Origin of the sequence: Phytohabitans flavus (assembly GCF_011764545.1) — a bacterium.
Taxonomy (GTDB): domain Bacteria; phylum Actinomycetota; class Actinomycetes; order Mycobacteriales; family Micromonosporaceae; genus Phytohabitans; species Phytohabitans flavus.
Map to the genome: position 1 here is coordinate 7,114,041 of NZ_AP022870.1, position 26,132 is coordinate 7,140,172.

Here is a 26,132-nt window from a genome sequence, read left to right on the forward strand (position 1 = left end):
AACGGGCGTTTCCTACGGGGGCGGGATCGAGTCGATCCCGCCCCTATGGGCGCCCTAGCCCACCGGAGTTGAGACCTTGACGACTCAGACGCAGACCGGGCCCGACCCGAAGACAGAGCTGTCCAGCCGGGGCGGCGGCCCGCGCGCCGACCGCTCCTTCCAGGTGTTGACCCTCGCCGCGGGCCTCCTCGTGCTCGCCGTGCTAGCGCTCATCCTCATCACCACGACGAGGGAAGCGTGGCCGGCGTTCCGCGAAATGGGACTGCGCTTCATTACCCAAAACCGGTGGGACCCGCCAAGCGAGATCTTCGGCGGGCTCGCGTTCATCTACGGCACCGCGATCGTCTCGCTGATTGCCCTCATCTTCGCCGTGCCCGTCTCCATCGGCATCGCGCTCTTCCTCACCGAGCTGGCTCCGCGGCGCCTGCGCGCGCCGGCCGTGACCGTGATCGACCTGCTCGCCGCGGTGCCATCCGTTGTCTTCGGCCTCTGGGGCGTCCTCGTCGTGGCGCCCAAGCTGGTCCCGATTTACCAGTGGATCCACGACGTCCTCGGCGGCATCCCCGTGATCGGTGCGATCTTCGGCCAACCGGTCGGCAGTGGACGTAACTTCATGACGGCCGGCCTCATCCTCGCCATCATGATCACGCCGATCATCACCTCGATCGCCCGCGAGGTGTTCGACACGGTGCCCCGGGCGGACAAGGACGCGGCGCTGGCCCTCGGCGCCACGCGCTGGGAAATGATCACCGGCGCGGTCTTCCCGCACAGCTTCGGCGGCCTGGTCGGCGCCGTGATCCTCGGCCTCGGCCGCGCGATGGGCGAGACGATCGCGATCGCACTGATCATCGGTAGTTCGACCCAGATCACCGCCAATGTCTTCGCCAGCGGCAACGCGATGCCCGCGGTCATCGTGTCCCAGATCGGCGAGTCGACCGGCACCTTCACCGCGGCTCTCATCGGCCTCGGCGTGGTCCTCTTCATCATGACGGTGATCATCAACACGGCCGCCCAGGCCATCGTCCGCCGGGCGGAGATCCGGATGAGGGGAACGGCATCATGACGACCACTGCCCCTCCGGTCACCCGGCCCTCCGCCGGCGCGCCCGATCTGAGCCGTGGCGCGCTCTCGCTGCGCCGCCGGCTCGCCAACCAGATCTTCCTCGGCCTGTTCGTTGTCGCCGTGCTCGTCGCGGTCATACCGCTCGGTCTGGTGGTCTGGGCGGTGATCAGCCGCGGCGGCAGCGTGATCAGCTGGGAGTTCCTCACCGCCGACATCCCTAACTCGTTCCGCCGCTCCGGTGGCGGCGTGGGCCCGGCCATTGTCGGCACCCTGCTCATCACAGGCATGGCCGCACTGATGGCGATCCCGCTCGGCGTGCTCGGCGCGGTCTACCTGAACGAGTACGGCAAGCAGAGGCCGCTCGCCCGGCTGATCCGGATGATGGCCGACATCATGACCGGCGTTCCGTCGATCGTGATGGGCCTCTTCATCTACTCCACGTGGGTGCTGCTCTTCGAAACGCGCACCGGCTTCGCGGGCTCTCTCGCGCTCGCCTGCCTGATGCTTCCGGTGATCATCCGAAGCACCGAGGAGATGCTCCGGCTGGTGCCCGACGAGCTCCGGCAGGCCAGCCTCGCGCTGGGCGCCCGGAAGTGGCGGACCACCGTGACGGTGGTGCTTCCCGCGGCGATCTCCGGCATCACCAGCGGCATCCTGCTGGCGATCGCGCGGGCGGCCGGCGAGACCGCACCGATCGTCTTCGTCGTGGGCATCACGTCCTCGACGAACTTGAGCCTCTTCGACGGGGAGAACACCGCGCTGCCGGCACAGATCTTCCGGAACGCGAGCCAGGTGTTCGAGCCCGCGCAGGAGCGGGCCTGGGGCTCGGCCCTGACCCTCATCGTGATCGTGCTGTTGTTCACGATCGTTGCCCGCATTATCGCCAACCGCTTCGCCATTAAGGAGCGCTGACATGACCACGCCAGATCCCCGGGTGGATACAGTGCAGGACCGCCCATCCGTCAGCATCGGCGCCCCCAGCAGCGGGTGGGGTGCCGTCGGTGTGGACACTCCGCAGGCAGCCGGCGCTCCCGTCATGGACCTGCGTGACGTCAGCGTCTTCTACGGCAACTACGAGGCCGTCCGCGGTACCTCGATGCCGATCCGGCAAAACCAGATCACCGCCATGATCGGCCCGTCCGGCTGCGGCAAGTCGACGATCCTGCGGTCGCTCAACCGCATGAACGACCTCGTGCCCGGCGCCCGTGTGGCTGGCAAGGTGACGTACCACGGCCAGGACCTCTACGCCAAGGACGTCGACCCGATCCAGGTGCGCCGCCGCATCGGCATGGTCTTCCAGAAGCCCAACCCGTTCCCGAAGTCCATCTTCGACAACGTGGCGTACGGCCTGAAGATCAACGGCATCAAGGGCAACGTCCACGACCAGGTCGAGGAGGCGCTGACCGGCGCCGCCCTGTGGGACGAGGTGAAGGACAAGCTCAAGCAGAGCGGCCTGTCCCTCTCCGGCGGCCAGCAGCAGCGGCTGTGCATCGCCCGCACGATCGCGGTCCGCCCGGACGTGATCCTGATGGACGAGCCCTGCTCCGCCCTCGACCCGATCGCGACCGGCAAGATCGAAGACCTGATGCACGAGCTGGCGAAGTCGTACACGATCGTCATCGTCACGCACAACATGCAGCAGGCTGCTCGGGTGAGCCACTTCACGGCGTTCTTCACGGCTGAGGTCGACGAGAAGCAGGTGCGGCACGGGCGGCTGGTCGAGTTCAGCGAGACCGGCAAGCTCTTCACCAACCCCACCGACAAGCGCACCGAGGACTACATCACGGGCCGCTTCGGCTGAGGCACTTCCTGGACGGCCCGGCAGCTTCGCGCTGCCGGGCCGTTTTCGTTCGGTCAGCGGAGCCTGATCCGCAGGGTGCCGTCGGAGGCGATCTCCGGGCGCGGGATCACGGCCGTCGCCGCGTCCCGGTCCGGCACCGCTGCCAGCACGCCGGCGATATCGGGGTACTCGGCCAGCTCGCGCAGCAACACGACGGTGGGCGGCAGCATGGCGATCCGGCCCGCCTCGAACCCGGCGATGGCGTCGGCGGGCCGCACCCACATCGTGAGGTCCGCCTCGCCCGACACGTCCCGGGGCAGCTGGTTGTCGGGGAGGGCGGCCACGAAGAAGTACGTGTCGAAGCGCCGTGCCTCGAACTCCGGCGTAATCCAGCGCGCCCACGCACCGAGCAGGTCCGAGCGGAGCACCAGCCCGCGCCGCGCGAGCACCTCGGCGAGGTGCACATCCCGGCGTACCAGCCGCTGGCGGTCACCTTCGAGCTCGTCGCTCTCGGGCAGCGTGGCTCCCTCGGCGAGCAGCACACCGGCCTCTTCGAAGACCTCGCGCACGGCCGCGCACACCACCGCTTGCGCCTCGGCCGGCGGCCGTCCGAGGCGCCGCGCCCACTCCTCCGGCGACGGCCCTGCCCAGCCCAGGTCGGCACCGGCGTCGGCCGGGTCGACCCCGCCGCCCGGAAACGCGTACATCCCCGCGGCGAACGCCATCGAGGCCGCCCGCCGCAGCACATACGCCTCGAAGCCGGCGTCCGCCGGCCGCAACAGCACCACGGTCGCCGCCACCCGCGGCACCACCGGCTCTCCGGCCTCACCCGCCAAAAACCGCCGCGCGTGCGCCTCGAACTGTTCCGGCAGCTCCCAGCCGTCCACCTCGGTCATTGGCAACAGTATGCCCGTACGATCCGATGTCATGAGTGAGCGCACGCGTTGGGGCATCCTGGCCACCGGTAGCATCGCCACGGCCTTCGTGCAGGACCTGAAGCTGCTGCCCGACGCCGAGGTGGTGGCCGTTGGCTCACGGTCGCCGGAGGCGGCGCAGGCATTCGCCGGCAAGCACGAGATCCCCCGGGCGTACGGGTCCTGGCGCGAGTTCGCCGACGACAGCGACATCGACGTCGTCTACGTGGCCACGCCGCACTCGGCCCACTACGCCGCCACCCGCATCCTGCTGGAGGCGGGGCGGGCGGTGCTCTGCGAAAAGCCGTTCACGCTGGACCTCACCACCACGGTCGAGCTGATCGACCTGGCCCGCGACCGCGGCCTCTTCCTCATGGAGGCAATGTGGATGCGGTGCAACCCGAATGTGCTGCGCATCGTCAACCTGATCCGCGACGGCGCGATCGGCGAGGTGACCAGCGTCCACGCCGACTTCGGGGTAGCCGGGCCCTTCGAGCCGACCCACCGCATGCGGGCGCCGGAGCTGGGCGGCGGCGCGCTGCTCGACCTGGGTGTGTACCCGGTGAGCTTCGCCCACCTGATCCTCGGCATGCCTGAGCACGTACGCGCCTGGGCCAAGATCGGGCCCGAGGGCACGGACGAGAACACCGGGATCATCTTCGGGTACGACTCGGGTGCCATCGCGGCGCTCACCAGCGGCATGCTCGGGGAGACCGCGCTCGGCGCCACGGTGAGCGGTACCAAGGGTCGGCTCGTCCTGGACCCACCGTTCTTCCGGCCGGACCGGTTCACGCTGCACCGAGAGGGCGCTGAGCCCGAGGTCGTGGAGAATTCCCGGGACGGGCTCGGATACCTCTACGAGGCCGCCGAGGTGCAGCGCTGCCTCCGCGAAGGGCTGACCGAGAGCCCGCTCGTGCCGCACGCGGTGACGATCCAGGTGATGGAGCTGCTCGACCAGATCCGCGACCAGATCGGTGTGTCGTACGCCTGACGCGCCAGCGGGGTTCAGAAAAGCGGGCGCACGGCCAGGTACGCCAGACTGGCGATCAGTCCGGCGGCGGGAAACGTCAGCACCCAGCCGCCGACGATCGTGCCCGCCACCTCCCAGCGGACGGCGGAGAGGCGTTTCGTCGCGCCCACACCCATGATCGCGGACGTGATGGTGTGGGTCGTGGAGATCGGGACGCCCAGCACGAGTGCGTTGAAGTACAGCACCGAGCTGGCCACCGTCTCCGCCGCGAAGCCCTCCGGCGGGCGCAGGTCGACGATCTTCCGGCCGAGCGTACGGATGATCCGCCAGCCGCCCGCGTACGTGCCGAGCGCCAGCACCGTCGCCGACGCCCAGAACGTCCACTCCGGAATGTGCTCGACGCTCTCCTGGTATCCGCCCACGTAAAGCGCGAGCACCACGATGCCGATGGTCTTCGCCGCGTCCTGCATGCCGTGCCCGATCGACATGGCAGCCGCGGAGAAGCTCTGCGCGATGCGGAAGCCGCGGTTGAGCCTGGCCGGGTGGGCCCGCCGGAAGGTCCAGAGGACGGCGATCATGAACAGGTAGCCGAGCGTGAAGCCGACCACCGGCGACAGGATCATCGGCAGGATGACGTCTATGACGATCCCGCGCCACAACACGTCGCCGGCCGCGGCGATCGTGGCGCCCACGAGACCGCCGATCAGCGCGTGCGACGAGGATGAAGGCAGGCCGAAGTACCAGGTGACGAGGTTCCACGCGATCGCGCCGAGCACCCCCGCGAATACGATGCTCAGGCTGTCCCGCCCGGTCGGCAGCGCCACAAGCCCGCTGCCCACGGTCCTGGCGACCTCGGCGCCGAAGTGCGCGCCCACGAAGTTGCCGATCGCCGCCATCAGCAGGGCCACGCGTGGCGTGAGGGCGCGGGTGGAGACGCTCGTCGCGATCGCGTTGGCCGCGTCGTGAAAGCCGTTCGTGTACTCGAAGGCAAGCGCGATGACGATCACCGCAAGGACGGCGACGAGCTCCCCGCTCAAGGACTAAGACTCCTTGACCGCGATTGTCTCGACGATGTTGGCCACGTGCTCGAACGCGTCACAGGCCGCCTCCAGCTCGTCGGCGACCTCCTTCATCTTCAGCACCGTCAGCGCGTCGTACTCGCCGGAGAAGAGCCGCACGAGCAGCATGCGGTAGGCGCGGTCGCCGTTGTTCTCCAGGCGGTTGCACTCGATCCAGTAGTCCTCGAGCGCCTTCATCGTCTTCAGCCGGGGCATGGCGTCAGCGGTCAGCTTGGCCTGCTCGTCGAGCACCGCGATCAGCTCGTGCATCTCCCGGGGTAGCGCGGGCAGCTTGGTGAGGCCGTACAGGTAGAGCAGGCTCCCGACCGCCTCCAGATGGTCCATCACGTCGTCGAGCTGTGAGCCCAGCCGATAGATGTCCTCCCGGTCGAAGGGCGTGATGAAGGACGAGTTGATCTTTTGGTACAGCTCGTGCGTCAGCTGGTCGCTGTCGTGCTCCACCTCGGTGAGTCGCTCGCTGACCGACTGCACGTCAACGCCGGGCAGCGCCAGCTCGTTGAGCAGGTCGGTACCGCGGACCAGGTTCTGCGCCGCCCTGGTGAAAAGCTCGAAGAAGGCACCCTCGGAGGGCCGGAAGGAAAACCTCACGGGGCCATCGCCGGCGCGCGGTCCGCCTCCAGCCGCCGACGCTCCGCGTCGAGATCGAAATCAGCCTCTGGGTACGACAGGCGCATCTCGTCGAATGCCTCCAGCACGAGGTTGGCCACTGCCCAGTCGCGGTACCACTTTCGGTTGGCCGGCACCACGTACCACGGGGCATGGTCGGTCGAACACTGGCTCAGCGCGTCGCTGTAGGCCCCTGGTAGTCCGCCCACCTGGCCCGGGCGTCCACATCGGCCGGATCGTACTTCCAGTGCTTGGTCGGGTCGGTCAACCGTTCCAGCAGGCGCTCGCGCTGCTCGTCGTACGAAATATGGAGCATGACCTTGACGAGGGCAAATCCGTTGTCGGCAAGCTCGCGCTCGAAGCCGTTGATCTGTCCGTACCGCGCCCGCCACGCGGTCTCCGGCACCAGCGACTCGACCCGCGCGATGAGCACGTCCTCGTACTGCGACCGGTTGAAAACACCAACGAGTCCGGTGGGCGGCAGCGCGCGCCGGATCCGCCACAGGAAGTCGTGCTCGCGCTCCTCCTCGGTGGGCGGACCGAAGCTCACGATGTGCAGCCCGAGTGGGTTCATGGCGCCGGCCACCTTCTTGACGGTGCCGTCCTTGCCGCCACAGTCCATCGCCTGAAGCACCAGCAACAGCCGCCGGTTGTCGCCGGCCTTCGCGCCCGCGTACAGCATTTCCTGCTTCACCGTGAGCTGACCGCCGATCAACGCGAGCTGCTCCCGGGCCCAGGACTTGCTGTCCTTGCCCGTGATCTTGCGGCCGGGCAGGCCGGGCGTCGAGCTCGGGTCGATGTCCTTGAGATCCACAGCCGGACCGACCCGAAGCAGCTCGCGTACAGACGTCATCAACCGATCATCGCTTACCCAGGGCGTCTGTGCCGCTCAGGGTAGGTAACACTGGACGGGTGCGGGATCTCGCCACGGAGTTCGAGGCCGAGCGGAGCCACTTGGGCGCGGTCGCCTACCGGATGCTCGGCAGCCGCGCCGAGGCCGAAGACGCGGTGCAGGAGACCTGGCTGCGCTATGCTGACGCGCTCGCCGACCCGGCCGCCCGCGCCAAGGTTCGCGACCTGCGCGGCTGGCTCACCACCACGGTCAGCCGCATCTGCCTCGACGTGCTGCGGTCGGCGCGGGTGCGTCGCGAGGCGTACCCCGGCCAGTGGCTCCCGGAGCCGCTCGTCAACCGCCTGCCCGACGGCGGCCCGGATCCCTCGGAGGTCGTGGCCCGCTCTGACGAGGTCAGCATGGCGCTCCTCGTCGTGCTCGAGCGCCTCACGCCGGAGCAGCGGGTCTCGTTCGTGCTGCACGATGTGTTCGCGGTGCCGTTCGACGAGATCGCGACGGCCCTGGGCACGACGGTGGAGGCCGCCCGGCAGTTGGCCTCGCGGGCCCGCCGGGCGGTCGCCGAGGGCCCGCCGAAGCACACGGCCGACCTGCCCGAGCAGCGCCGCCTGGCGGCGGCGTTCTTCAGCGCGGTGCGATCAGGCGACATCGACGAGCTCCTCGCCGTGCTGGCACCCGACGCGGTGATGCTCGGCGACGGCGGCGGCGTCTTCCCGGCCGCCGGGCGCCCGCTGGCCGGCGCCGCCGAGGTGGCCCGCTTCGTGCTCGGCCTCTTCGGCCGGACCGGCAAGGACATGCGCGACATCCGCGCCGCCGCGGTCGAGGTCAACGGTGGGTTCGGCATCCAGGTCGACGCGGAGTACAAGGACGGCCGGCCGATGCGCGTCGTGGTGTCGTTCGCGGCGGCGGATGGCCGGATCACCGGCGTCTTCAATCAGCTGAGCCCCGAGAAGGTGGCATCAGTGCCGCCTCTGCCGCCGGACTCGAGCGCTTGGCCGCTGGAGCTTTAGACGACCAGGGCAAGCCATTTACGGTACGCGGACGCGAACGGCTCGGTGCCGTCGTCGAGCGCGCCGAGGAGCCACTCCGCGGCCGCGTGCGCGTTTTCGGCGAGGTCGTCGGGGTAGCCGAACCGCTCCCGGTGCTCGGCGAACTCGTCCTCGTCGCGCAGCTCCACCGCGCCGGTCGCCCGCCGCCGCACGACGTCGAGATCGAGGTCGATGATGTGGACGGTGTCGCCCTCCCACTCGGCCGGCGTGGCGATGTCGCAATACACCTCGCTGGTACGCGGCGGCGGGTTGAACATGCCGGTCCACCACGCGTCGTGCGGTACCAGCAACACGAACGGGATCTGCTCCACCGATGGACGCCCGTGGTACACCGAGCGGGTGCCGGCGGTCACGCCCAGCCAGATGCCCAGGTCGTCTTCGGCCAGCCGGCGCGCGGGGTAGTCACGGTGTGCCGTGCCGTCGTACTTGCGGTAGACGACCCGGACCATGTCGCTCGGCATGCCCGCACCCTAGCCGATGTCCGTTCGGTGGATGCCACATCCGTTGCCCATCACTCCGCGCACCCGAGCGAATAGAGATCGAGAATTGTCGCTACAGTATTTGCACCCGCACCACAGTCCATAAAACGATGTCGATTCTTGGGTGAGCCGCCATATGTCCGAAGACGACAGTGCCCGACTTCTCGCCGATCTGGAAGAGCTGCGCGCGCAAGCGGATGCCTTGTCCACACGCCTGTCCGCAAACCATGACCCTCGATCGCGCTTCGCCGGGGAGGACCGAGACGGGTTGGCGCGGGTGACTGTCGACGGTCACGGCCGCACCACCGATGTGGTGGTGGTACGCCACTGGCGGCAGGTCACCGACCCTGCTGGCCTGGCCCGCGCCCTCCTCGACGCGACCGGCGAAGCGCAGGCCCGGCGCCTGGAGTCCTGGGCCATGGGCGGCGCACCGGCGACCACCGCTCTGCTCGACCGCGCTCTGGCGCCTGGGCTGGCCGATGCGTCCGGCCCGGATCTGATTCGGGATCTCCTGCCGTTGGTGGATCAGTCTGAGCGGCAGCTCGACGAAGCGAGCCGGCGACTGGCGGACCATTTTGCCGAGAAAGCACAGCTGTCTACCCCGGACGGCGAATTGACCATTACGAGCCGGGGCGGCCAGGTGGCCGAGATCGAATTCCACGATCGCTGGATCGCGTCGGCGAGTGCGGAAGATGTCGCGTACCACGTATGTCGGCTCATGCAGGACGCGCATGACCGCGCCTGGGTTGGAATTGGCGACCTTCTACCACGCGAGTTGGGCGACCTGATGTCATTTGCCGCGGATCCCGCGCGGATGCTGCGACAGCTCGGCTTCCGCACCTGACCGCGGCGCCACCTGGTGACCGGGCCGACGCGCCGAGCTGCGAGGTTGTGGATAACGCGCGCGGGTTGTGGATAAGCACGGATGCGTCGGCGGGTACGGGTACCGTCGCACGGTGACCACCGCGACCAACGCACCACCGTCACGCCCTAAGGCGCCAAAGCCTCGGTCTCGCGGGCACGAGCCGACGGCGACGGACCTGCTGGCGGCGGCGGTGGGCGCGGTGCCGGGCGGTGCGGCGCGGCCGGGGCAGCAGGAGATGGCGCTGGCCATCGAGCGGTCGATCGAGACCGGCGAGCACCTGCTGGTCCAGGCGGGCACCGGCACCGGCAAGTCGCTGGCCTACCTCACGCCCGCTCTCCTCGTGGACGGGCCCGTCGTGGTCTCCACCGCGACGCTCGCGCTCCAGTCCCAGCTGGTCGACCACGACCTGCCACGCCTGGCCGACGCGGTCGAGCCGGTGCTGGGGCGCCGACCCACGTTCGCGGTGTTGAAAGGGCGGCACCACTACCTGTGCCTGGCCCGCCTCGACAGCTCCGCGGAGGACGAGCCCGACGACGGTCTCTTCGACGCGCCCGCCCCCGGTACCACGAAGTGGCTGGGCGAGGCGGGGCGGCTGGGCAAGCAGGTCCAGCGGCTGCGCGAGTGGGCGATGAAGACCAAGACCGGCGACCGCGACGAGCTTGACCCGGGCGTCGACGACACCGCCTGGCGGCAGGTGTCGATGCCGGCGCGGGAGTGCGTGGGTGCCGGCCGCTGTCCGTTCGGCGGGGAGTGCTTCGCCGAGGCCTCCCGCGCGCGGGCTCGCGAGGCCGACATCGTGGTCACCAACCACAGCCTGCTCGCGGTCGACATGCTGGCCGGGCGCCACATCGTCCCGCCGCACAAGCTGCTCGTGGTCGACGAGGCGCACGAGCTCTCCGACCGGGTCTCGTCCGCGGCGCAGGCCGAGCTGACGCCGGACATGGTCGACCGGGCGGCGCGGCGGGCCCGCACGTTCATCTCCCCAGAGGCGTATGAGGCGCTGGCCGAGGCGGGCGACGCGCTCACGGTCGGGCTGGCCGAGGCGCCGGCCGGGCGGATCACCACCGGGCTCCCGCTCGCGCTGAGCGGGGCGTGCACGCTCCTCGACGCCGCCACCCGCACGGGCCTCGAGGCGATCGGCGACATCAAGTCCGACGACCCCGACCCGGTGCGTAAGCAGCAGGCCAAGGCGGTGCTCGACGACATGTCCAAGACCGCCCAGCGGCTGCTGGAGGAGGCCGCGCACGACGTGGCCTGGGTGGAGAAGCCGGACGTCGGAGGGCGCCGAGCCCTCGTGGTCGCGCCGCTCTCCGTCGCGGGCACGCTCGCCACCCACCTGTACGACGAGCGCACCGTCGTCGCCACCTCGGCGACACTGACGCTGGGCGGCCAGTTCGAGACCGTCGCGAAGGCGCTGGGGCTGGCGGCACCCGACGGCAAGGACGGCGACGACGGTGACTGGCACTCGCTCGACGTCGGTTCGCCGTTCGACTACCCGCGGCAGGGCATTCTGTACGTGGCTTCGCACCTGCCCCGCCCCGCCGCCTCCGGCTTGCCCAGCGCCGCGGGCGATGAGCTGCTCGCACTCGTCGACGCGCTCGGCGGCCGCACGCTCGGGCTCTTCTCCTCGCGCCGGGCCGCCCAGCAGGCGGCCGAGCTGCTGCGGTCGAAGGTCGACCTGCCCGTGCTCCTCCAGGGCGAGGAGGCGCTGCCCCTGCTCGTCCGCCGCTTCCGCGAGGAGCGGGCCAGCTGCCTTTTCGGCGTCATGTCGCTGTGGCAGGGGGTCGACGTGCCCGGCGACTCGTGCCAGCTCGTGGTCATCGACCGGCTGCCCTTCCCGCGTCCCGACGAGCCCCTCGCCGCGGCCCGCGCGGCGGCTGTCGACGCCAAGGGCGGTTCCGGCTTCGCCTCGGTGAGCGTGCCGATCGCGGCGATCCGGCTGGCCCAGGGCGTGGGGCGGCTGATCCGCTCGACCGGCGACAAGGGCGTGGTGGCGGTGCTCGACTCGCGGCTGGAGACCGCCCGCGGCTACGGGCCGTTCCTGCGCAAGTCGCTGCCCCCGTTCTGGTACACGACAAAGCGCGAGGTCGCGCTCGGCGCGCTCAAGCGCCTCCGCGACGCTGGCTAGGGCGGGGTCGCCCGCACCACCACCGCATCGGGAGGCACCTCCGGGCGGCGCGGGTTGCTGAGCCGGCGGATGGCCGTGTTGAGCACCGCGACGAGCGGCACCGCCACAAGCGCGCCCACGATGCCGGCCAGCACCACGCCGGCGGCGATCGACACGATCACGGCGAGCGGATGGATCGCCACCGCACGGCCCATGATCAGCGGCTGGAGCACGTGACCTTCGACCTGCTGCACCGCGATCACCGCGCCGAGCAGGATCAGCGCGCTCACCCAGCCGCTGTCGACAAGCGCGATGAGCACCGCGACCGCGCCGGAGAGCGTGGCACCGACGATCGGGATGAACGCGCCGAGGAACACAAGCGCGGCCAGCGGCAGCGGGAACGGCACGCCGAGGATCCACACCGCCACGCCGATGCCGACCGCGTCGATGAACGCCACAAGCACGGTCGCCCGCACGTACGCCACGAGGGTCAGCCAGCCCGCCCGGCCCGCGTCGTCGACCTGCCACCGCGCCCGCAGCGGCAGCAGCCGCACCATGAAGCGCCAGATGCGGCCGCCGTCGCGGAGGAAGAAGAACGTCGCGAAGAGCACCAGGAACATGCCCGTGAGCACTTCGAAGAGCGTGGTCGCGGTGGAGACCGCCCCGCTGGTGAGCGACTGGGTATTGTCGTCCAGCCACTTTTCCGCCGTGTCGACGTAGCTGTCGATCTGCCGGTCGGAGAGATGGAGGGGCCCGGTCTGCAGCCAATTCTGGATCTGCCGGATGCCCTGCGTGGCGCTGTCGGTGAGCTGCGGCAGGCCGTCGATGAACTCGGTGATGACAAGTGTCAGCGTGCCCGCGACCGCGGCGAGGCCGGCGATGAGCACGACCGCGGTGGCCAGCGAGCGGGGCAGCCCGAGCCGCAGCAGCCACCGCACGGCCGGCGCGAGCAGCGCGGAGAGCAGCATCGCGATCACCAGCGGGATGATCACGATGTGGACCCGGCTGATGATCTGGAGCAGCGCCCAGCCGAGGACGCCCAGCACGATCAGGCGCCACGCCCACGCCGACCCGATCCGCAGCGAGCGCGGCACCTCGATGTCGTCGCGGCTGGTGGTCGACGGGTGCACGTCCTGCGGCGTCGTGGGCGGCGGATCGTCCAGGTCACGGAACGAACTGCCGTTACCCGACTCGGCGGCGCGGCGTGCTTCCTCGCGGCGGGCGCGCACGGTCTCGCGACCGGCCTCGTACGCCCGGCGCAGATTGGCCCGCACCCGCTCGAACCGACTCACGAATCCCCCTCGCCGCTGCCACGACGTTCCTTACCGTATCGGGCAGCAACCTCCAACCCCGACCTATTAGTCCCTGAGTTCTCCCCACATTGGCGTCATGCCCAGTAATGGGACACGGCGCTTGCCGGGCCATTAGACGCTCGTTGTAGCGTTTCACAGGTGACCGCCGATCCCGACCTCGACCACGGCCTGCCCATCCGGCTGCTGCACGACCGTGTCCTCGTCCGCCTCGATGGCAACGAGGGCGAGCGCCGGTCGAGCGCCGGCATCGTGATCCCGGCCACTGCCGCCGTCGGGCGGCGGCTGTCGTGGGCTACCGCAGTCGGCGTCGGGCCGCACGTGCGTTCGATAGTGGCCGGGATCGGGTGCTCTTCGACCCGGACGACCGCTCGGAGGTCGAGCTGCACGGCCGGGGGTATGTGCTGCTGCGCGAGCGCGACGTGCACGCCGTGGCGGCCGAGCGGGTCGAGCCGGACGCGACCGGCCTCTACCTGTAGGGCTGGTAGTACCCGTAGTACGCCGGCGGGGGCGGTGGCGGCGGTGGCGGAGCCAGCACCACCGGGATCGGCACCACCGGCTGGTCAGGCGCCTCGATCGTCCGGGCCACGCCGTCCGGGAAGGTCACCTGATAGCGGGCGCCATCCCACCGCGCGACCGGCGCCTGCGGGTCGCGACCGGCGAACACCTGGCGGTACCCGGCGATCGCCTCCAGTAGCTGCCGCTCCTCGGCGAGCGCCCGGCCGACCTCCTTCGGGTCGGTGTAGAGGCCGCGCCGCATCCCGTCCCGGAGCAACGCGAGCCGGGTCGCGGCGAACTGGTACCCCCGCATCGCCTTGAGCCCGGCGTCGCCAGCCACCCGGCGGGCCCACCGCCGGGCCGAGTGCCGCCGCGCCAGGTTGGCGAGTGCGGCGACCTCGGGCGGGGAGAGCCAGCCCGCCCGGACGTACTCCGGGAGCGTGCGCTCGGTGAGCCGCCCCTCCCAGCTGCGCAGCCACACCGCTAGGCCGACCATGCCGAAGAAGACCGGGACCATCACGCCGATGAACCCGTACAGCAGGATGAGGTTTTCGCCGGTGGCCTGGGCCAGCGTGGGGATGGCGTTCCACGAGCCGTGCAGGATCATCGCGAGCAGCAGGCCGGCGAGCGGGGCGATCCACCGGATATTGCGGTCGCCCGTGCGGGCCGAGATGCCCAGCCCCACGCCGGTCATCGAGGTGAAGAGCGGGTGGGCGAAGCCGAAGAGCAGGATGCGGCCGATGAAGAGGGCGAAGACCATCTGGGCGCCGGTGGCCGGACCGTACTGGTCGGCGCCGGCCGCGTAGCCGTGGCCGCCGAGATAGAGGATGTTTTCCACCATCGCGAAGCCGATCGCGGATAGGCCACAGTAGACAATGCCGTCGGTGATGCCGGACCACTCGCGCCGCCGCCGCCACAGCAGCAGGAACGGGCCGAGCGCCTTGGTCAGCTCCTCGATGAACGGGGCGACCAGCACCGCCACCAGCGCGTCCGGGATCCCCCAACGGCCGAAGAGCACGGCCGCCCCCGAGTTGACGACCAAGGCCGCGGTCGTCGACACGAACGCGCCCCAGACGAAGCAGAAGACGAGGTACTTGGCGGGCTCCGGCTCATACCTGTCCAGCCACAGGAAGCAGGCGACCAGCACGGGCACCGGCAGGATCGCCGCGACGAGCCCGATGACCAGCGCGGTGACACCGATGCTGTAGCCGAGGTACCCCAGTATCCCGATCGCGCATGCGGCGATGAACAGGATGACCGCGCCGACCTGGAGTCCGCGCCGGACCGCCGGCCGACGCGGGGGCGGCGGCGCCAGCGCGAACTCGCTCATGCCGCCCAGCCTAGCTTTTGAAGGCAGGTGTCAGCGGCCGTCGGGCGGGACGTGCCGGCCCACCGCGCGGCGGACCAGCCGGTGGGTCTCCTTCCCGTCCAGGCCGGAAGCGCGGACCAGGTCCACCGCGGCCGAGCGGACCTGGGCGACGATCACGCTGCCAGAGAAGTCGACGCCCTCCGCGTACGCGATGCCGACCTCGCTCGCCGCCCGGAGCGCGCGCTCCCGTGCGGCGACCGGCTCGACGCCGTCGGCGAGCTCCCGCCGTAGCCAGCTCACCGCCTCGCCGAGCGCACCCACCGCCTCGATCAGCGGGGGCGGCAGCGTCTCGCCATCCCGCAAGAGCGTCAGCGCCCGCCGTACCAGGACACGGCTGTTGCGCAGCGCCCGGGCGACGTGCTCGGCTGCGTCGATGTACTGGTTGAGCGCGCTTCGCGTCCGCCACCGCACGGGCGCCAGCGCGGCGGTCTCAGTCGCCGCGTCGATCGCTTCCTGGAGCGTACGAAGGTCGCCCTCCGCCGCCCGCATCCGCGCCAGCGCCGCCTCCACCCGCTCGGTGTCGTGCGCCACAAGCGCCTCGGCGGTCTCGGCCAGACCGTCGGCCAGCGCGTCCAGCGCCGGCGCGGCCGCCCGGCCCACCACGGTCAGCGGGTTGATCGGGAGCAGCAGCGCCATCACGCCGAGCCCCACGAGACCGCCGACGAGCGCGTCCACGAAGCGGTCGTACGAGACACCGTTCGTGGTCGGCGGCGTGAGCGTGGCGACCAGCACGGCCGACGAGGCGGCCTGGGTGACCAGCGAGGACCCGCCGCCGAGGAAGATGGCGGTGACGATCGCGAGCGTGACCACGAGCCCGATCTGCCACGGTCCGGTGCCGATCAGGTAGATCAGCACGTCACCGACCGCGATGCCGATGGCCACGCCGAAGACCAGCTCGAACGCGCGCCGCAGCCGCTGCCCCACCGACACGGCGAGCGTGATCACCGCTGCGATCGGGGCGAAGAACGGCGCGCGGTGGCCGATCGCCTCGTGCGCGATCAGCCAGGCAAGCCCGGCGGCGATGCCGGTCTGGAGTGCGAGCAGCACGTTCAGCCGGACGCGGCGGAAGCGGTCCCGCAACTGGGCGCCGGTACGCCGGGCCAGGTCGTCGGTCGCGAGCACCATGCCGGGGAGACTACCGGCATGATCGACCCATGACGCTTGTCGAAGGCTGGGTCTCGGCGGCCTGCGGTGCCGGCGCGACCGCCGGCCAGGAGGCCGTTGTCGCGGCGGGCGAGGCTCTGCTCGTCCGCTGGGCGGAGCCGCAGCGGCACTACCACACGGTCGACCATCTCGCCGCCATGCTGTCTATTGTGGACACCGAGGGCGGCAGCGACCCAGTACGCCTCGCGACCTGGTTCCACGATGCGATCTACGACCCGCGCTCGCCCGGCGACGCCAACGAGCGGGAGAGTGCCGCGCTGGCCCGCACCGAGCTGGCTGACCTGGGCGTGCCCGAGCCGGTCGGGGCCGAGGTGGAGCGGCTTGTGCTGATCACCGCCGGACACGTGGTAGCACCCGGCGACGGCGACGGCGAGCTGCTCTGTGACGCCGACCTGGCGGTACTCGCCCGCCCACCGGCCGAGTACGACGCCTACGCCGCCGCGGTCCGCCGGGAGTACGCGCACGTGCCGGACGAGCTCTTCCGGATCGGGCGGGCGGCCGTGCTCCAGAGCCTGCTGGACCTGCCCGCGCTCTACCGCCGCCCGGCACTGGCCGAGCGCTGGGAGAGCCCGGCGCGGGCAAACCTGCGGCGGGAGCTGAATGCCCTAACGGCGTGAGGCCAGGTGCTTGGGGCGGCGCAGGCCGGCCTCCCGAAGCAGGCGGACGATCTCCCGGCTCGACACAAACCGGGCACCCAGCCACACCGCCACCGGCACCCGCTCGGCCGGCACGTCGTAGTGATCGCGGTCAAAGCCGCGGCGGGGCACACCAAGCATCTCGGCGAAGGCGTGCAACTCCTCGTACGACACGTCGCTGACCATGTGGGACCACAGCCGCCCACGGGACGGCCAGGCGGGCGGGTCGACGTACAGCATGGCGTCACCGTAGCCCGGCGGATAGCCTCCGACACATGGTCGACCTGCTCGATGCACTGCGTGCCGCCCTCCCCGCCGAAGCCGTCCTGACCGATCCCGACCTGCTCAGCGGGCATTCGCGCGACGAGGCCGACCTGTGCGCGGCAGGTCTGCCGGCGGTGGTGGTTCGCCCGCGGACGACCGAGCAGGTGGCCGCCGTCGTGAAGATCGCGGCCGAGCACCGGGTGCCGCTCGTGCCGCAGGGTGCCCGCACCGGCCTGGCCGGCGCCGCGAACGCCGTGGACGGTGCGGTCGTCCTCTCCACCGTCGCCATGGACCGCATCCTTGAGGTCGACCCGGTCAACCGCATCGCCGTGCTCCAGCCTGGCGTGGTCAACGCCGCCCTCGCGGCCGAGGTGGCCAAGCACGGCCTGCGCTACCCGCCCGACCCCGGCTCGTGGGAGTCGTCCATGATCGGCGGCAACGTCGCCACCAACGCGGGCGGCATGTGCTGCGTCAAGTACGGCGTCACCACCGAGTACGTGTTCGGGCTGGAGGTCGTGCTCGCCTCCGGCGAGGTGCTGCGCACCGGGCGGCGTACCGCGAAGGGTGTGGCCGGGTACGACCTGACCCGGCTCTTCGTCGGCTCGGAGGGCACGCTCGGCGTGATCACCGAGATCACCGTGGGCCTACGGCCGGCCGCCGGGGAGTCGCTCACGCTCGTGGCACTCTTCCCGTCTACAGCCGCCGCAGGCGACGCGGTCGCCGCCATCTCCGCGCAGGGCCTCTCGCCCAGCCTGCTGGAGCTGCTCGACCAGACCCACTTGATCGCGCTGGAGGCGTACCAGCCGATGGGGCTGCGCACCGAGGCGAAGGCGCTACTGCTGGCCGCCTCCGACACCGGCAGCCAGGCCGCAGCCGACCTGGAGCGGATCGCCGCGCTCTGCGAGGAGGCGGGCGCCGACGAGGTGTACGCGGCCACCGACTCGATCGAGGCGGCCCAGCTGCTCCAGGCTCGGCGGCTGGCGCACCCGGCGATGGAGAAGTACGCGGCCGAGATGTTCCCGCAGGGCAACGGCGGCCTGATCATCGACGATGTGGCGGTGCCGCGCTCGGCGCTGGCCGCCCTGCTCGACGGCGTCGAGAAGATCGCCGCGGAAAACGGCGTCGCGATCGGCGTCGTCGGCCACGCCGGCGACGGCAACATGCACCCCAACATCGTGGTCGACCGCGCCGACCCGGCGAGCGTGGCCGACAGCCAGCGGGCGTTCGACGACATCGTGGAGCTGGCGCTCGCGCTCGGCGGCACGTGCACCGGCGAGCACGGCGTCGGGCTACTCAAGCGGAGGTGGCTGGCCCGCGAGATCGGCCCGGTCAGCCTCCGCGTGCAGCAGGCCATCAAGGCCGCCCTCGACCCCGAGGGCCTGCTCAACCCGGGCAAGGTCCTTTAGACCCATTGAGCTACCGCGACGCCCGTCGTGGTCCGGACCGCTGCTCCCGCGGCCTCACCCTTCGCGCTTCACAAGCAAACCCCTAGAAGGGCGTGCTGGTCGAGACCAGCTCGACCACGCGCTTGGCCGTCGCCGGAGCTTCTGTGCCGCAGTCGGCCCACTGCACCTTGGTCGGGCCGGTCACCAGCGTGTATTCGTAGCCGTCTTCGCACCCGGATGGATCGCCTGCCTCGGTGCCCAGCCTCGGGTCGGCGAGGAGCGCCCGCAGGTCGGCGAGCTGTACTTCGTTGAGCTTGCCGCGCACCGGTGTGCCGCCACCTGGTCCGGGGCGGTTTCGGTAGTAGGTCCACCGCCCGTCCGCCTCCACCGTGATGGTCTGGCTGATCCCCACGAAGCCGCCCTCCCGGTCGATCGTGAGGCCAGCGGCCAGCGTGGGCACGGCCGTGGCCCTGGTCGGCACCACACTCTCGGGAGGGGACGCCGGCCCGACGGTGGCGGTGATCCCCACTGTGGAAGGGGCCGCCGCATCCGGTGCGGACGGCGACGAGGTGCAGGCCGAGGCCGCGAGCACCACTAGAACGCATAGACGTCCGTACGCCATCTTCATGCGACGGACGCTACGCCTAACCGGTTCCCCCTACGAGGCGAGCGGACTCGCCCCCCGCACGTCCGGCGCGCCGAGCCGGGCCGCGTCCGCCGTCGCGTCGTCGGGCATCTTCTGCGACTGCCGCTCGGCCTCGACGCGGGCGAGGTAGTGCTCCACCTCGCGGGCCCGCATCTCGGCGTCCCAGCCCAGCACCGAGCCCATGATCTCGGCCGCGTGGTGCGCCGACTCGGTACCCCGGTGCGGCGTCTCGAACGAGATCCGCGTGCGCCGGGTCAGCACGTCGTCCAGGTGCAGCGCGCCCTCGACCCGGGCCGCGTACGCCACCTCCGCCGCCAGGTACTCCGGGGCACCGGCGAGCGGCGCGGCCAGCCCCGGCTCGGCGTGGATCATCGCGATCAGCTGGGGTGCCAGCGTGCCGTACCGCTCCAGCAGGTGTTCCAGCACCCCGGCCTGCACCCCGTGCCGCCGAGCCAGGTCGAGCCGGTCCCGCCACATCGCCGCGAACCCGTCCGCGCCGAGCAGCGGCAGGTCGGCGGTGCGCGACGGGACGTCCGCGCCCAGCCGCCGCGCCGCACGGTCGACCACGTCGGCGGCCATCACCCGGTACGTCGTGTACTTGCCACCGGCCACGAGCATCAGACCGAGCATGGGCTCGACGACGGCGTGCTCACGGGAGAGCTTGGACGTCGGCTCCGCCTCGCCGGACAGAAGCGGGCGGAGCCCGGCGTAGACGCCCTCGATGTCCGATGTGGACACCGGGCGGTCGAGCACGGTGTTGACCTGTTCGAGCAGGTACTCGATGTCCCGCGCGGACGCGGCCGGGTGGTCGCGGTCGAGCTGCCAGTCGGTGTCGGTGGTACCGATGATCCAGTGCCCGCCCCACGGCAGCACGAAGAGCACGGAAGTGGGCGTGCGCAAGATCAGCCCAGCGTCGCCGGTGATCGCCGAGCGGGGCACCACCACGTGGACGCCCTTCGAGGCGCGCACGCGCAGCCCCGGGCGCACGCCGACGTCGCCGAGCATCGCGGAGATGTCGTCGCTCCACACCCCGGTCGCCGCGATCACCGTGCGCGCCCGCACCTCGAACTCACCGGTCGGCGACTCCAGGTCACGTACCCGTACCCCGGTCACCTCCCGTGCCTGGCGCACCATGCCGACGGCGCGCACGCTGGTCACGACCGCCGCGCCAAGGCTGGCTGCGGTGCGCGCGAGGGTGACCACCAGGCGGGCGTCGTCGACCTGCCCGTCGTAGTAGCGGATCGCCCCGGTGACCACGTCCGGACGAAGGCTCGGGAATAGATGCCGGGCGCCGTCCCGGGACAGGTGGCGGTGGACGGGCATCCCCCGCCCGCCGCCGAAGAACCCGGCGAACGCGTCGTACGCCGCGACACCCGCTCCGTAGTACGCCCGGCGCCACGCACGGGCGGGGAGCTCCCGCGGCGAGTGGCCACCCGGCAGCGGCACGAGGATCGGCACCGGCCGCACCAGGTGCGGGGCGAGGCGGGTCGCGAGCAGGCCCCGCTCGGTGAGCGCCTCGTGCACCAGGTGCAGCTCGAACTGCTCGAGGTAGCGCAGGCCGCCGTGGATCAGCTTGCTCGACCGGCTCGACGTGCCCGACGCCAGGTCACGGGACTCGACCAGCGCGACGCTCAGCCCTCGGGAGGCGGCATCCAGCGCGGCGCCCGCGCCGGTGACACCGCCACCGATGACGAGGACGTCGAAGCGCTCGGTCCGCAGCCGGTGCAGGTCGGCGGCGCGCCGCTCGGGGAGAGCTCGCTGGCGGCATACCGCGATACGGCAGGGTCTCGCACCTGTCCACCGTAACTGGCGCTCCGCCGTAGTGTTTCGCGCATGGCGTATCCCTTCCCCGCCCCGGAACGGCAGACCAACCCGTGGGTGGTGGTTGCGGCCGCATCGATTGGCGTCTGGGCGGTACTGATCACCGTCCTGAGCCAGGCGGTCGGGTGGCTGGCCGACCAGGTGCTGCTGGTGACCGGGCTGGCGACCCCGATCTGGACCTGGCCGGTCGTCGCGGTCATCAACGCGGCGCTGGCCGGCGCACCCGCGGCCGTCCTCGCCTTCGTACCCCGCTCCCCGGCCGTGCGCACCGCCGGCCGCGTCTGGCTGGCCGGCGCCGCCGCACTCGCCGGCCTCGGCCTGCTGCGCGCGATACCAGAGCCGCACAACGAGCTCTACCTCGCGCTTCTCGCCCTGCTCGCCGCGGGTGCGGCGGTCGCCCTGCGCGGCCGCCCGTCGCTCCCGGCGCTCGGCTTCGCCGGCGGCCTCGCCGTGCTCCTGCCCTGGCTGTGGATCGGCGCGCTGGGCGGGCTGGCGGAGACGGTGCTCGCCGTATTCGCGTCCGCGGCGGTCGGCTGGCTCGCCGCCGCCATCCTGAACGCCGCTTTCTGGGCCCGGTACGGGGTCGCGCTCGGCGGCCTCGTCGGCGGCGTCGCGCTGCTCCTGCTCGCCGCCGGTGTGGGCCAGTCCGGGGCGCAGCTTGCCGCGATGCTGGTGCTGCCGCCGCTCTCGTTCGCGGCCGCCGCGCTACGCAGCGCCGGACCGCTTGTCGCGGTCGCGGCGCTGGGCCCGCTGGCCTTCGCCGATCCCGAGGAGATCACGCTGCTGCTCAGCAGCGGGCGGGACCTGCCCGTCTGGGCCAGCATCGCCACCGCCGTCTCACTCACCGTCGCGGTCCTTGTCGGCATCGGGTACGGGCTGGCGCGCACCCGCCTGGCCGCGCGGTGGGTCGGTGCCGTGGCGGTCGTGATCCTGCTGATTGCCGGCGGCGCGATATACCTGGGACCCGGCCAGCCCGGCCTGTTCGGTGAGCGCCTATTCGTGATCCTCAAGTCGCAGGCCGACCTGACCGGGGTGACCACGGCCAGCCGCGAGGCCCGGGTCGCCGACGTGTACCGCCGGCTCGTCGAGCACGCCCAGAGCAGCCAGGCCGACCTGCGCGCGACCCTCGACCGCTGGCACCTCGACTACACGCCGTACTACCTGGTCAACGCCGTGGAGGTGGACGGCGGGCCGGCGATCCGCGCGTGGCTGTCCCGGCGCGGTGACGTCGACCGGGTGCTGCTCAGTCAGCGGCTGCGCCCGCTGCCCGCCGAGCCCGGCGTGACGCACGGACACGTACCCGCGCCCACCGCACCGCCGTGGAACATCTCGCTGATCGGCGCCGACCGCGCCGCCAGCCAGCTCGGCGTCAACGGCTCGGGGATCGTGGTGGGCACCTCCGATTCCGGCGTGGACGGTACGCATCCGGCGCTCTCCGGCAACTTCCGGGGCGGCGACGACTCCTGGTTCGACCCCTGGAACCACACCCGCACGCCGACCGACCGGGGTGGCCACGGCACGCACACGCTCGGCTCGGCGGTGGGCCGTACCGTCGGCGTGGCCCCCGGAGCGGAGTGGGTCGGCTGCGTCAACCTCGACCGCAACCTCGGTAACCCGGCCCACTACCTGGACTGTATGCAGTTCATGCTGGCCCCGTTCCCGTTCGGCGGTGACCCCTTCAGGGACGGCCAGCCGGGGCGGGCCCCGCATGTACTCACGAACTCGTGGGGTTGCCCGCGGATCGAGGGCTGCGACGAAAACTCGCTGCGCGCGGCCACCGCGGCGTTCGCGGCCGCCGGCATCTTCTTCGTGGTCGCGGCGGGCAACACTGGCCCGTTCTGCGGCTCGGTGGACGATCCGCCCTCCCAGTACCCGGACGTGGAGACCATCGGCGCGGTCGACCGGCGCAAGGAGGTCACGCAGTTCTCCAGCCGTGGCCCGACCAACGCCGACCTCGCCAAGCCCGACCTCGTGGCGCCCGGCGAGGACGTGCTGTCGACGATGCCCGGCGGTGGGTACGCGGAGCTGAGCGGCACGTCCATGGCCACACCGCAGGTGGCCGGCGTGGTGGCGCTGATGTGGTCGGCCAACCCCCGGCTGGTCGGCGACATCACCCGTACCCGCGAGATCCTGCGCGACACGGCGGTACCCGCGACTCCTGGCGAGAGTTCCGGCGAGTGCTCACCGGCCGACGTGACCGGCGCCGGGATGGTCGACGCGTACGCGGCGGTGCAGGCCGCCCGCACCGCGTCCTGACTGCCGGTTAGTGTCGGCGACCGTGGAGTTTTCGATCGCCGCGCTGACCGACGCCGACGTACCCGCCATGGTCGACCTGTGCCGCGAGGCGCTGGACCTGCCCGACGACGCCGCGGAGGCGGACCAGATCGTGGCCCGGCTGCGTGCGCAGCCGGGCATCGGCTTCGCCGCCACCGCGGACGGCGAGCTGGCCGGCGTGGTGCTGGGGTCGCTCTCGCACCGCGACGACTCGATCGGGCACGTCGACCTGATCGCGGTACGGCGGGACGTGCGCCGCCAGGGCATCGGGCGGGCGCTGCTGGCCCGGGCCGAAGGGGCGCTGGCCGGCCGGGGCGCGGTCGAGGTGCTGCTGGCCGGAAACCCGCCGTACTACGCCTGGCCGGGCATCGACGTCCGCTACACGCCAGCGGTCTGCGCGGCGAATGCCCTGGGGTACGAGCAGGACCGCACCGCCTGGAACATGACCGCCGACCTCACCACCATCGAGTCCACTGTGGAGGCCGAGGAGCGGCTGGCGGCGGGCGGCGTAACCGTCCGGCGAGCGGAGGCGGGGGACGTACCCGCGCTTGTCGAGTTCGCCCGCGCCAACTTCAGCGACGGCTGGGCCGGTGAGGTCTCCGACTCGGTCGGGCGGCCCGGCGCCGGCTGCCACGTCGCGCTCCGGGACGGTGAGGTGCTCGGCTTCGCCGCGTACGGCTCGTCCCGGCCGAGCTGGTTCGGCCCGATGGGCACCGCGCCCGCCGCCCAAGGGCTGGGCATCGGTGGCGTGCTGCTCCGCCGGTGCCTGCGCGACCAGCGGGACGCCGGCTTTCGGCAGGCCCAGATCGGCTGGGTCGGGCCGGTGCCGTTCTACGCCTCGGCCGTGGGCGCCCGGATCGAACGTGTCTTCTTCCTGTACCGGAAGGAGCTCTGAGTCACTCGGCCGGCAGGTGCGCCCGAGCGTCCTCGTAGCCGCCCTGAGGCGCCTCGGGGGCCGGGCCGTAGACGCGGCGAGCAGCTGGCGCACGACCGAGACCGACCCGCTCATGCCGATGGTGCTCTCGCCACGGTAAGACGGGCCGGACCTGCTCAACCCATAGATAGCGAAAGGGGCGAGCCGGAGAACCGGCTCGCCCCTCCCTTAAGGACTTGGATCAGAAGTCCATGTCGCCGCCGCCGGGCGCACCCGCCGGGCCTTCTCCTTCTCCGGCTTGTCCGCCACCACAGCCTCGGTGGTGAGGAACAGAGCCGCGATCGACGCCGCGTTCTGCAGCGCCGAGCGGGTCACCTTGGCCGGGTCGATGATGCCCGCCGCCAGCAGGTCGACGTACTCACCGGTGGCCGCGTTGAGGCCGTGGTTGGTCTCCAGGTTGCGCACCCGCTCCACCACGACGCCGCCCTCGAGGCCGGCGTTGACAGCGATCTGGCGCAGCGGGGCGTCCAGCGCGATCTTCACGATCGTCGCGCCGGTGGCCTCGTCGCCAGCCAGGTCGAGCTTGTCGAAGGCGGTCTTGCCGGCCTGCACCAGCGCGACGCCACCACCCGGGACGATGCCCTCCTCGACCGCGGCCTTGGCGTTGCGGACCGCGTCCTCGATGCGGTGCTTGCGCTCCTTGAGCTCGACCTCGGTGGCCGCGCCGACCTTGATGACCGCAACACCGCCGGCGAGCTTCGCCAGGCGCTCCTGGAGCTTCTCGCGGTCGTAGTCGGAGTCGCTCTTCTCGATCTCAGCGCGGATCTGGTTGACCCGGCCCTGGATCTGGTCGGCGTCGCCGGAACCGTCGACGATCGTGGTCTCGTCCTTGGTCACCACGACCTTGCGGGCGCGGCCCAGCAGGTCGAGCGTGGCGGCGTCGAGCTTGAGGCCGACCTCCTCGCTGATGACCTGGCCGCCAGTGAGGATGCCGATGTCGGTCAGCATCGCCTTGCGGCGGTCACCGAAGCCGGGCGCCTTCACCGCGACGGACTTGAACGTGCCACGCACCTTGTTGACGACCAGGGTGGCCAGCGCCTCGCCCTCGACGTCCTCGGCGATGATCGCGAGCGGCTTGCCCGACTGCATGACCTTCTCAAGGATCGGCAGCAGGTCCTTCACCGACGATATCTTGCTGTTGACGATCAGGATGTAGGGGTCGTCGAGGACCGCCTCCATCCGCTCTGCGTCGGTCCAGAAGTACGGCGAGATGTAGCCCTTGTCGAAGCGCATGCCCTCGGTGAGCTCAAGCTCGAGGCCGAAGGTGTTGCTCTCCTCGACGGTGATGACGCCTTCCTTGCCGACCTTGTCCATCGCCTCGGCGATGATCTCGCCGACGGTGGCGTCACCGGCCGAGATCGACGCGGTGGAAGCGATCTGCTCCTTGGTCTCGACGTCCTTGGCGATCTTCGCCAGCTCCTCCGCGACGTTGGCGACAGCCGCCTCGATGCCCCGCTTCAGGGCCATCGGGTTGGCGCCGGCCGCAACGTTGCGCAGGCCCTCGCGGACCAGTGCCTGGGCCAGGACGGTCGCCGTCGTCGTGCCGTCGCCGGCCACGTCGTCGGTCTTCTTCGCGACCTCCTTGACCAGCTCCGCGCCGATCTTCTCGTAGGGGTCCTCGAGCTCGATCTCCTTGGCGATGCTCACACCATCGTTGGTGATGGTGGGCGCGCCCCACTTCTTCTCGAGCACGACGTTGCGGCCCTTCGGGCCCAGCGTCACCTTTACGGCGTCGGCGAGGGTGTTCATGCCCCGCTCAAGGCCGCGGCGCGCCTCCTCGTCGAACGCGATAATCTTGGCCATACGGCGTTGTCCTCCAGCTGGACATCCACAGCACCCCGAGCGGTCAGCTCGAAGCGCGCAGCGACCTTCCGTCCGGCCGGGCCGGATAGCCCGCGACGACCGGCCCCGTGCCGCGCCACCCTTGAGGTGACACGACCGTGGGCCCCACCGCCCCGACCACTGGCACTCGCATGCCGCGAGTGCCAATCACCTGTTTAGCACTCTGCCCTAGGGAGTGCAAGCGCGTCGGGTGAACGGGCGGTGGCCAGTGGGCACCTGTAGCCCGGAG

Annotated in this window: 21 protein-coding genes and 3 pseudogenes; 12 read left to right on the plus strand and 12 right to left on the minus strand. The window is 71.2% G+C overall.

Going from position 1 to position 26,132, the window contains the following annotated elements:
• Nucleotides 1–76 precede the first annotated feature (76 nt).
• From pstC to pstB, 3 genes are read left to right on the plus strand one after another with little or no spacing between them, the layout of a single operon-like run.
• A complete protein-coding gene (gene pstC / locus Pflav_RS31275) occupies nucleotides 77–1,063 on the plus strand; it encodes a phosphate ABC transporter permease subunit PstC (RefSeq protein ID WP_197938792.1) in 987 nt (328 codons plus the stop codon).
• Nucleotides 1,060–1,974 (plus strand): phosphate ABC transporter permease PstA, encoded by a 915-nt coding sequence (gene pstA / locus Pflav_RS31280; RefSeq protein ID WP_173040391.1) that lies wholly within the window; start codon nucleotides 1,060–1,062, stop codon nucleotides 1,972–1,974. The genes pstC and pstA overlap by 4 nt, the downstream gene beginning before the upstream one ends.
• Before the next feature lies 1 nt (nucleotide 1,975).
• On the plus strand, nucleotides 1,976–2,863 hold the full coding sequence (pstB, locus tag Pflav_RS31285) for a phosphate ABC transporter ATP-binding protein PstB (protein WP_173040393.1): 888 nt from the start codon (nucleotides 1,976–1,978) through the stop codon (nucleotides 2,861–2,863).
• Between the two features lie 53 nt (nucleotides 2,864–2,916).
• Here pstB and Pflav_RS31290 read toward each other — a convergent pair whose 3' ends face one another.
• Complete coding sequence (locus Pflav_RS31290; protein ID WP_173040395.1) at nucleotides 2,917–3,738, minus strand: NUDIX hydrolase; 822 nt, start codon at nucleotides 3,736–3,738, stop codon at nucleotides 2,917–2,919.
• Nucleotides 3,739–3,769: 31 nt separating this feature from the next.
• Here Pflav_RS31290 and Pflav_RS31295 point away from each other — a divergent pair, with 31 nt between their 5' ends.
• Entirely contained in the window at nucleotides 3,770–4,747 is a 978-nt protein-coding gene (locus Pflav_RS31295) for a Gfo/Idh/MocA family protein (RefSeq protein ID WP_173040397.1), read from the plus strand.
• Between the two features lie 14 nt (nucleotides 4,748–4,761).
• On the opposite strand, the gene Pflav_RS31300 is transcribed toward Pflav_RS31295, so the two are convergent.
• The 3 genes and pseudogenes from Pflav_RS31300 to Pflav_RS31310 form a co-directional block, all read right to left on the minus strand.
• The gene (locus Pflav_RS31300) at nucleotides 4,762–5,763 is read right to left on the minus strand and encodes an inorganic phosphate transporter (RefSeq protein WP_173040398.1); all 1,002 of its coding nucleotides are present in this window, start codon (nucleotides 5,761–5,763) and stop codon (nucleotides 4,762–4,764) included.
• A gap of 3 nt (nucleotides 5,764–5,766) precedes the next feature.
• Nucleotides 5,767–6,393 carry a DUF47 domain-containing protein gene (locus tag Pflav_RS31305; protein WP_173040400.1) on the minus strand — a complete coding sequence of 209 codons (627 nt, stop codon included), beginning with the start codon at nucleotides 6,391–6,393 and terminating at the stop codon, nucleotides 5,767–5,769.
• A pseudogene (locus Pflav_RS31310) lies at nucleotides 6,390–7,264 on the minus strand (PPK2 family polyphosphate kinase). The gene Pflav_RS31305 and the pseudogene Pflav_RS31310 overlap by 4 nt, the downstream one beginning before the upstream one ends.
• A 59-nt stretch (nucleotides 7,265–7,323) precedes the next feature.
• Here Pflav_RS31310 and sigJ point away from each other — a divergent pair.
• Nucleotides 7,324–8,271: an RNA polymerase sigma factor SigJ gene (gene sigJ, locus Pflav_RS31315; protein WP_173040402.1), complete on the plus strand. Its 948-nt coding sequence runs from the start codon at nucleotides 7,324–7,326 to the stop codon at nucleotides 8,269–8,271.
• Here the strand turns inward: sigJ and Pflav_RS31320 are convergent.
• Nucleotides 8,268–8,771: a DUF402 domain-containing protein gene (locus tag Pflav_RS31320; protein ID WP_173040404.1), complete on the minus strand. Its 504-nt coding sequence runs from the start codon at nucleotides 8,769–8,771 to the stop codon at nucleotides 8,268–8,270. The genes sigJ and Pflav_RS31320 overlap by 4 nt on opposite strands.
• Nucleotides 8,772–8,925: 154 nt before the next feature.
• Here Pflav_RS31320 and Pflav_RS31325 point away from each other — a divergent pair, with 154 nt between their 5' ends.
• Nucleotides 8,926–9,633, plus strand: a complete 708-nt coding sequence (locus tag Pflav_RS31325; RefSeq protein ID WP_173040406.1) for a hypothetical protein — start codon at nucleotides 8,926–8,928, stop codon at nucleotides 9,631–9,633.
• 112 nt (nucleotides 9,634–9,745) lie between these two features.
• Nucleotides 9,746–11,782, plus strand: coding sequence for an ATP-dependent DNA helicase (locus Pflav_RS31330; protein ID WP_173040408.1), 2,037 nt, complete (start codon nucleotides 9,746–9,748; stop codon nucleotides 11,780–11,782).
• Here the strand turns inward: Pflav_RS31330 and Pflav_RS31335 are convergent.
• Nucleotides 11,779–13,053, minus strand: a complete 1,275-nt coding sequence (locus tag Pflav_RS31335) for an AI-2E family transporter (RefSeq protein WP_173040410.1) — start codon at nucleotides 13,051–13,053, stop codon at nucleotides 11,779–11,781. The genes Pflav_RS31330 and Pflav_RS31335 overlap by 4 nt on opposite strands.
• Before the next feature lie 159 nt (nucleotides 13,054–13,212).
• Between Pflav_RS31335 and Pflav_RS31340 the strand changes: the two are divergent.
• Nucleotides 13,213–13,550, plus strand: a pseudogene (locus tag Pflav_RS31340) (GroES family chaperonin).
• Here the strand turns inward: Pflav_RS31340 and Pflav_RS31345 are convergent.
• Together Pflav_RS31345 and Pflav_RS31350 are read right to left on the minus strand one after the other, a co-directional pair.
• Nucleotides 13,541–14,899: a PrsW family intramembrane metalloprotease gene (locus tag Pflav_RS31345; protein ID WP_173040412.1), complete on the minus strand. Its 1,359-nt coding sequence runs from the start codon at nucleotides 14,897–14,899 to the stop codon at nucleotides 13,541–13,543. The pseudogene Pflav_RS31340 and the gene Pflav_RS31345 sit on opposite strands and share 10 nt — an antisense overlap.
• Nucleotides 14,900–14,929: 30 nt before the next feature.
• Nucleotides 14,930–16,063: an FUSC family protein gene (locus Pflav_RS31350; protein WP_173040414.1), complete on the minus strand. Its 1,134-nt coding sequence runs from the start codon at nucleotides 16,061–16,063 to the stop codon at nucleotides 14,930–14,932.
• 29 nt (nucleotides 16,064–16,092) lie between these two features.
• On the opposite strand from Pflav_RS31350, the gene Pflav_RS31355 reads away from it, so the two are divergent.
• Complete coding sequence (locus tag Pflav_RS31355) at nucleotides 16,093–16,719, plus strand: HD domain-containing protein (RefSeq protein ID WP_173040416.1); 627 nt, start codon at nucleotides 16,093–16,095, stop codon at nucleotides 16,717–16,719.
• Here the strand turns inward: Pflav_RS31355 and Pflav_RS31360 are convergent.
• Entirely contained in the window at nucleotides 16,708–16,977 is a 270-nt protein-coding gene (locus tag Pflav_RS31360; RefSeq protein ID WP_173040418.1) for a DUF4031 domain-containing protein, read from the minus strand. The genes Pflav_RS31355 and Pflav_RS31360 overlap by 12 nt on opposite strands.
• A gap of 35 nt (nucleotides 16,978–17,012) precedes the next feature.
• Between Pflav_RS31360 and Pflav_RS31365 the strand changes: the two genes are divergently transcribed.
• The gene (locus Pflav_RS31365; RefSeq protein ID WP_173040420.1) at nucleotides 17,013–18,407 is read left to right on the plus strand and encodes an FAD-binding oxidoreductase; all 1,395 of its coding nucleotides are present in this window, start codon (nucleotides 17,013–17,015) and stop codon (nucleotides 18,405–18,407) included.
• Nucleotides 18,408–18,489: 82 nt separating this feature from the next.
• On the opposite strand, the gene Pflav_RS31370 is transcribed toward Pflav_RS31365, so the two are convergent.
• Both Pflav_RS31370 and Pflav_RS31375 read right to left on the minus strand, forming a co-directional pair.
• Complete coding sequence (locus Pflav_RS31370) at nucleotides 18,490–19,014, minus strand: hypothetical protein (RefSeq protein ID WP_173040422.1); 525 nt, start codon at nucleotides 19,012–19,014, stop codon at nucleotides 18,490–18,492.
• 30 nt (nucleotides 19,015–19,044) lie between these two features.
• Nucleotides 19,045–20,867: pseudogene (locus Pflav_RS31375) on the minus strand (glycerol-3-phosphate dehydrogenase/oxidase).
• Between Pflav_RS31375 and Pflav_RS31380 the strand changes: the two are divergent.
• Together Pflav_RS31380 and Pflav_RS31385 are read left to right on the plus strand one after the other, a co-directional pair.
• Entirely contained in the window at nucleotides 20,866–23,109 is a 2,244-nt protein-coding gene (locus tag Pflav_RS31380; RefSeq protein WP_173040424.1) for a S8 family serine peptidase, read from the plus strand. The pseudogene Pflav_RS31375 and the gene Pflav_RS31380 overlap by 2 nt on opposite strands.
• Nucleotides 23,110–23,131: 22 nt before the next feature.
• Entirely contained in the window at nucleotides 23,132–24,022 is an 891-nt protein-coding gene (locus Pflav_RS31385; protein ID WP_377307752.1) for a GNAT family N-acetyltransferase, read from the plus strand.
• Between the two features lie 207 nt (nucleotides 24,023–24,229).
• Here Pflav_RS31385 and groL read toward each other — a convergent pair whose 3' ends face one another.
• Nucleotides 24,230–25,864, minus strand: coding sequence for a chaperonin GroEL (groL, locus tag Pflav_RS31390; protein ID WP_173040426.1), 1,635 nt, complete (start codon nucleotides 25,862–25,864; stop codon nucleotides 24,230–24,232).
• Nucleotides 25,865–26,132 lie beyond the last annotated feature (268 nt).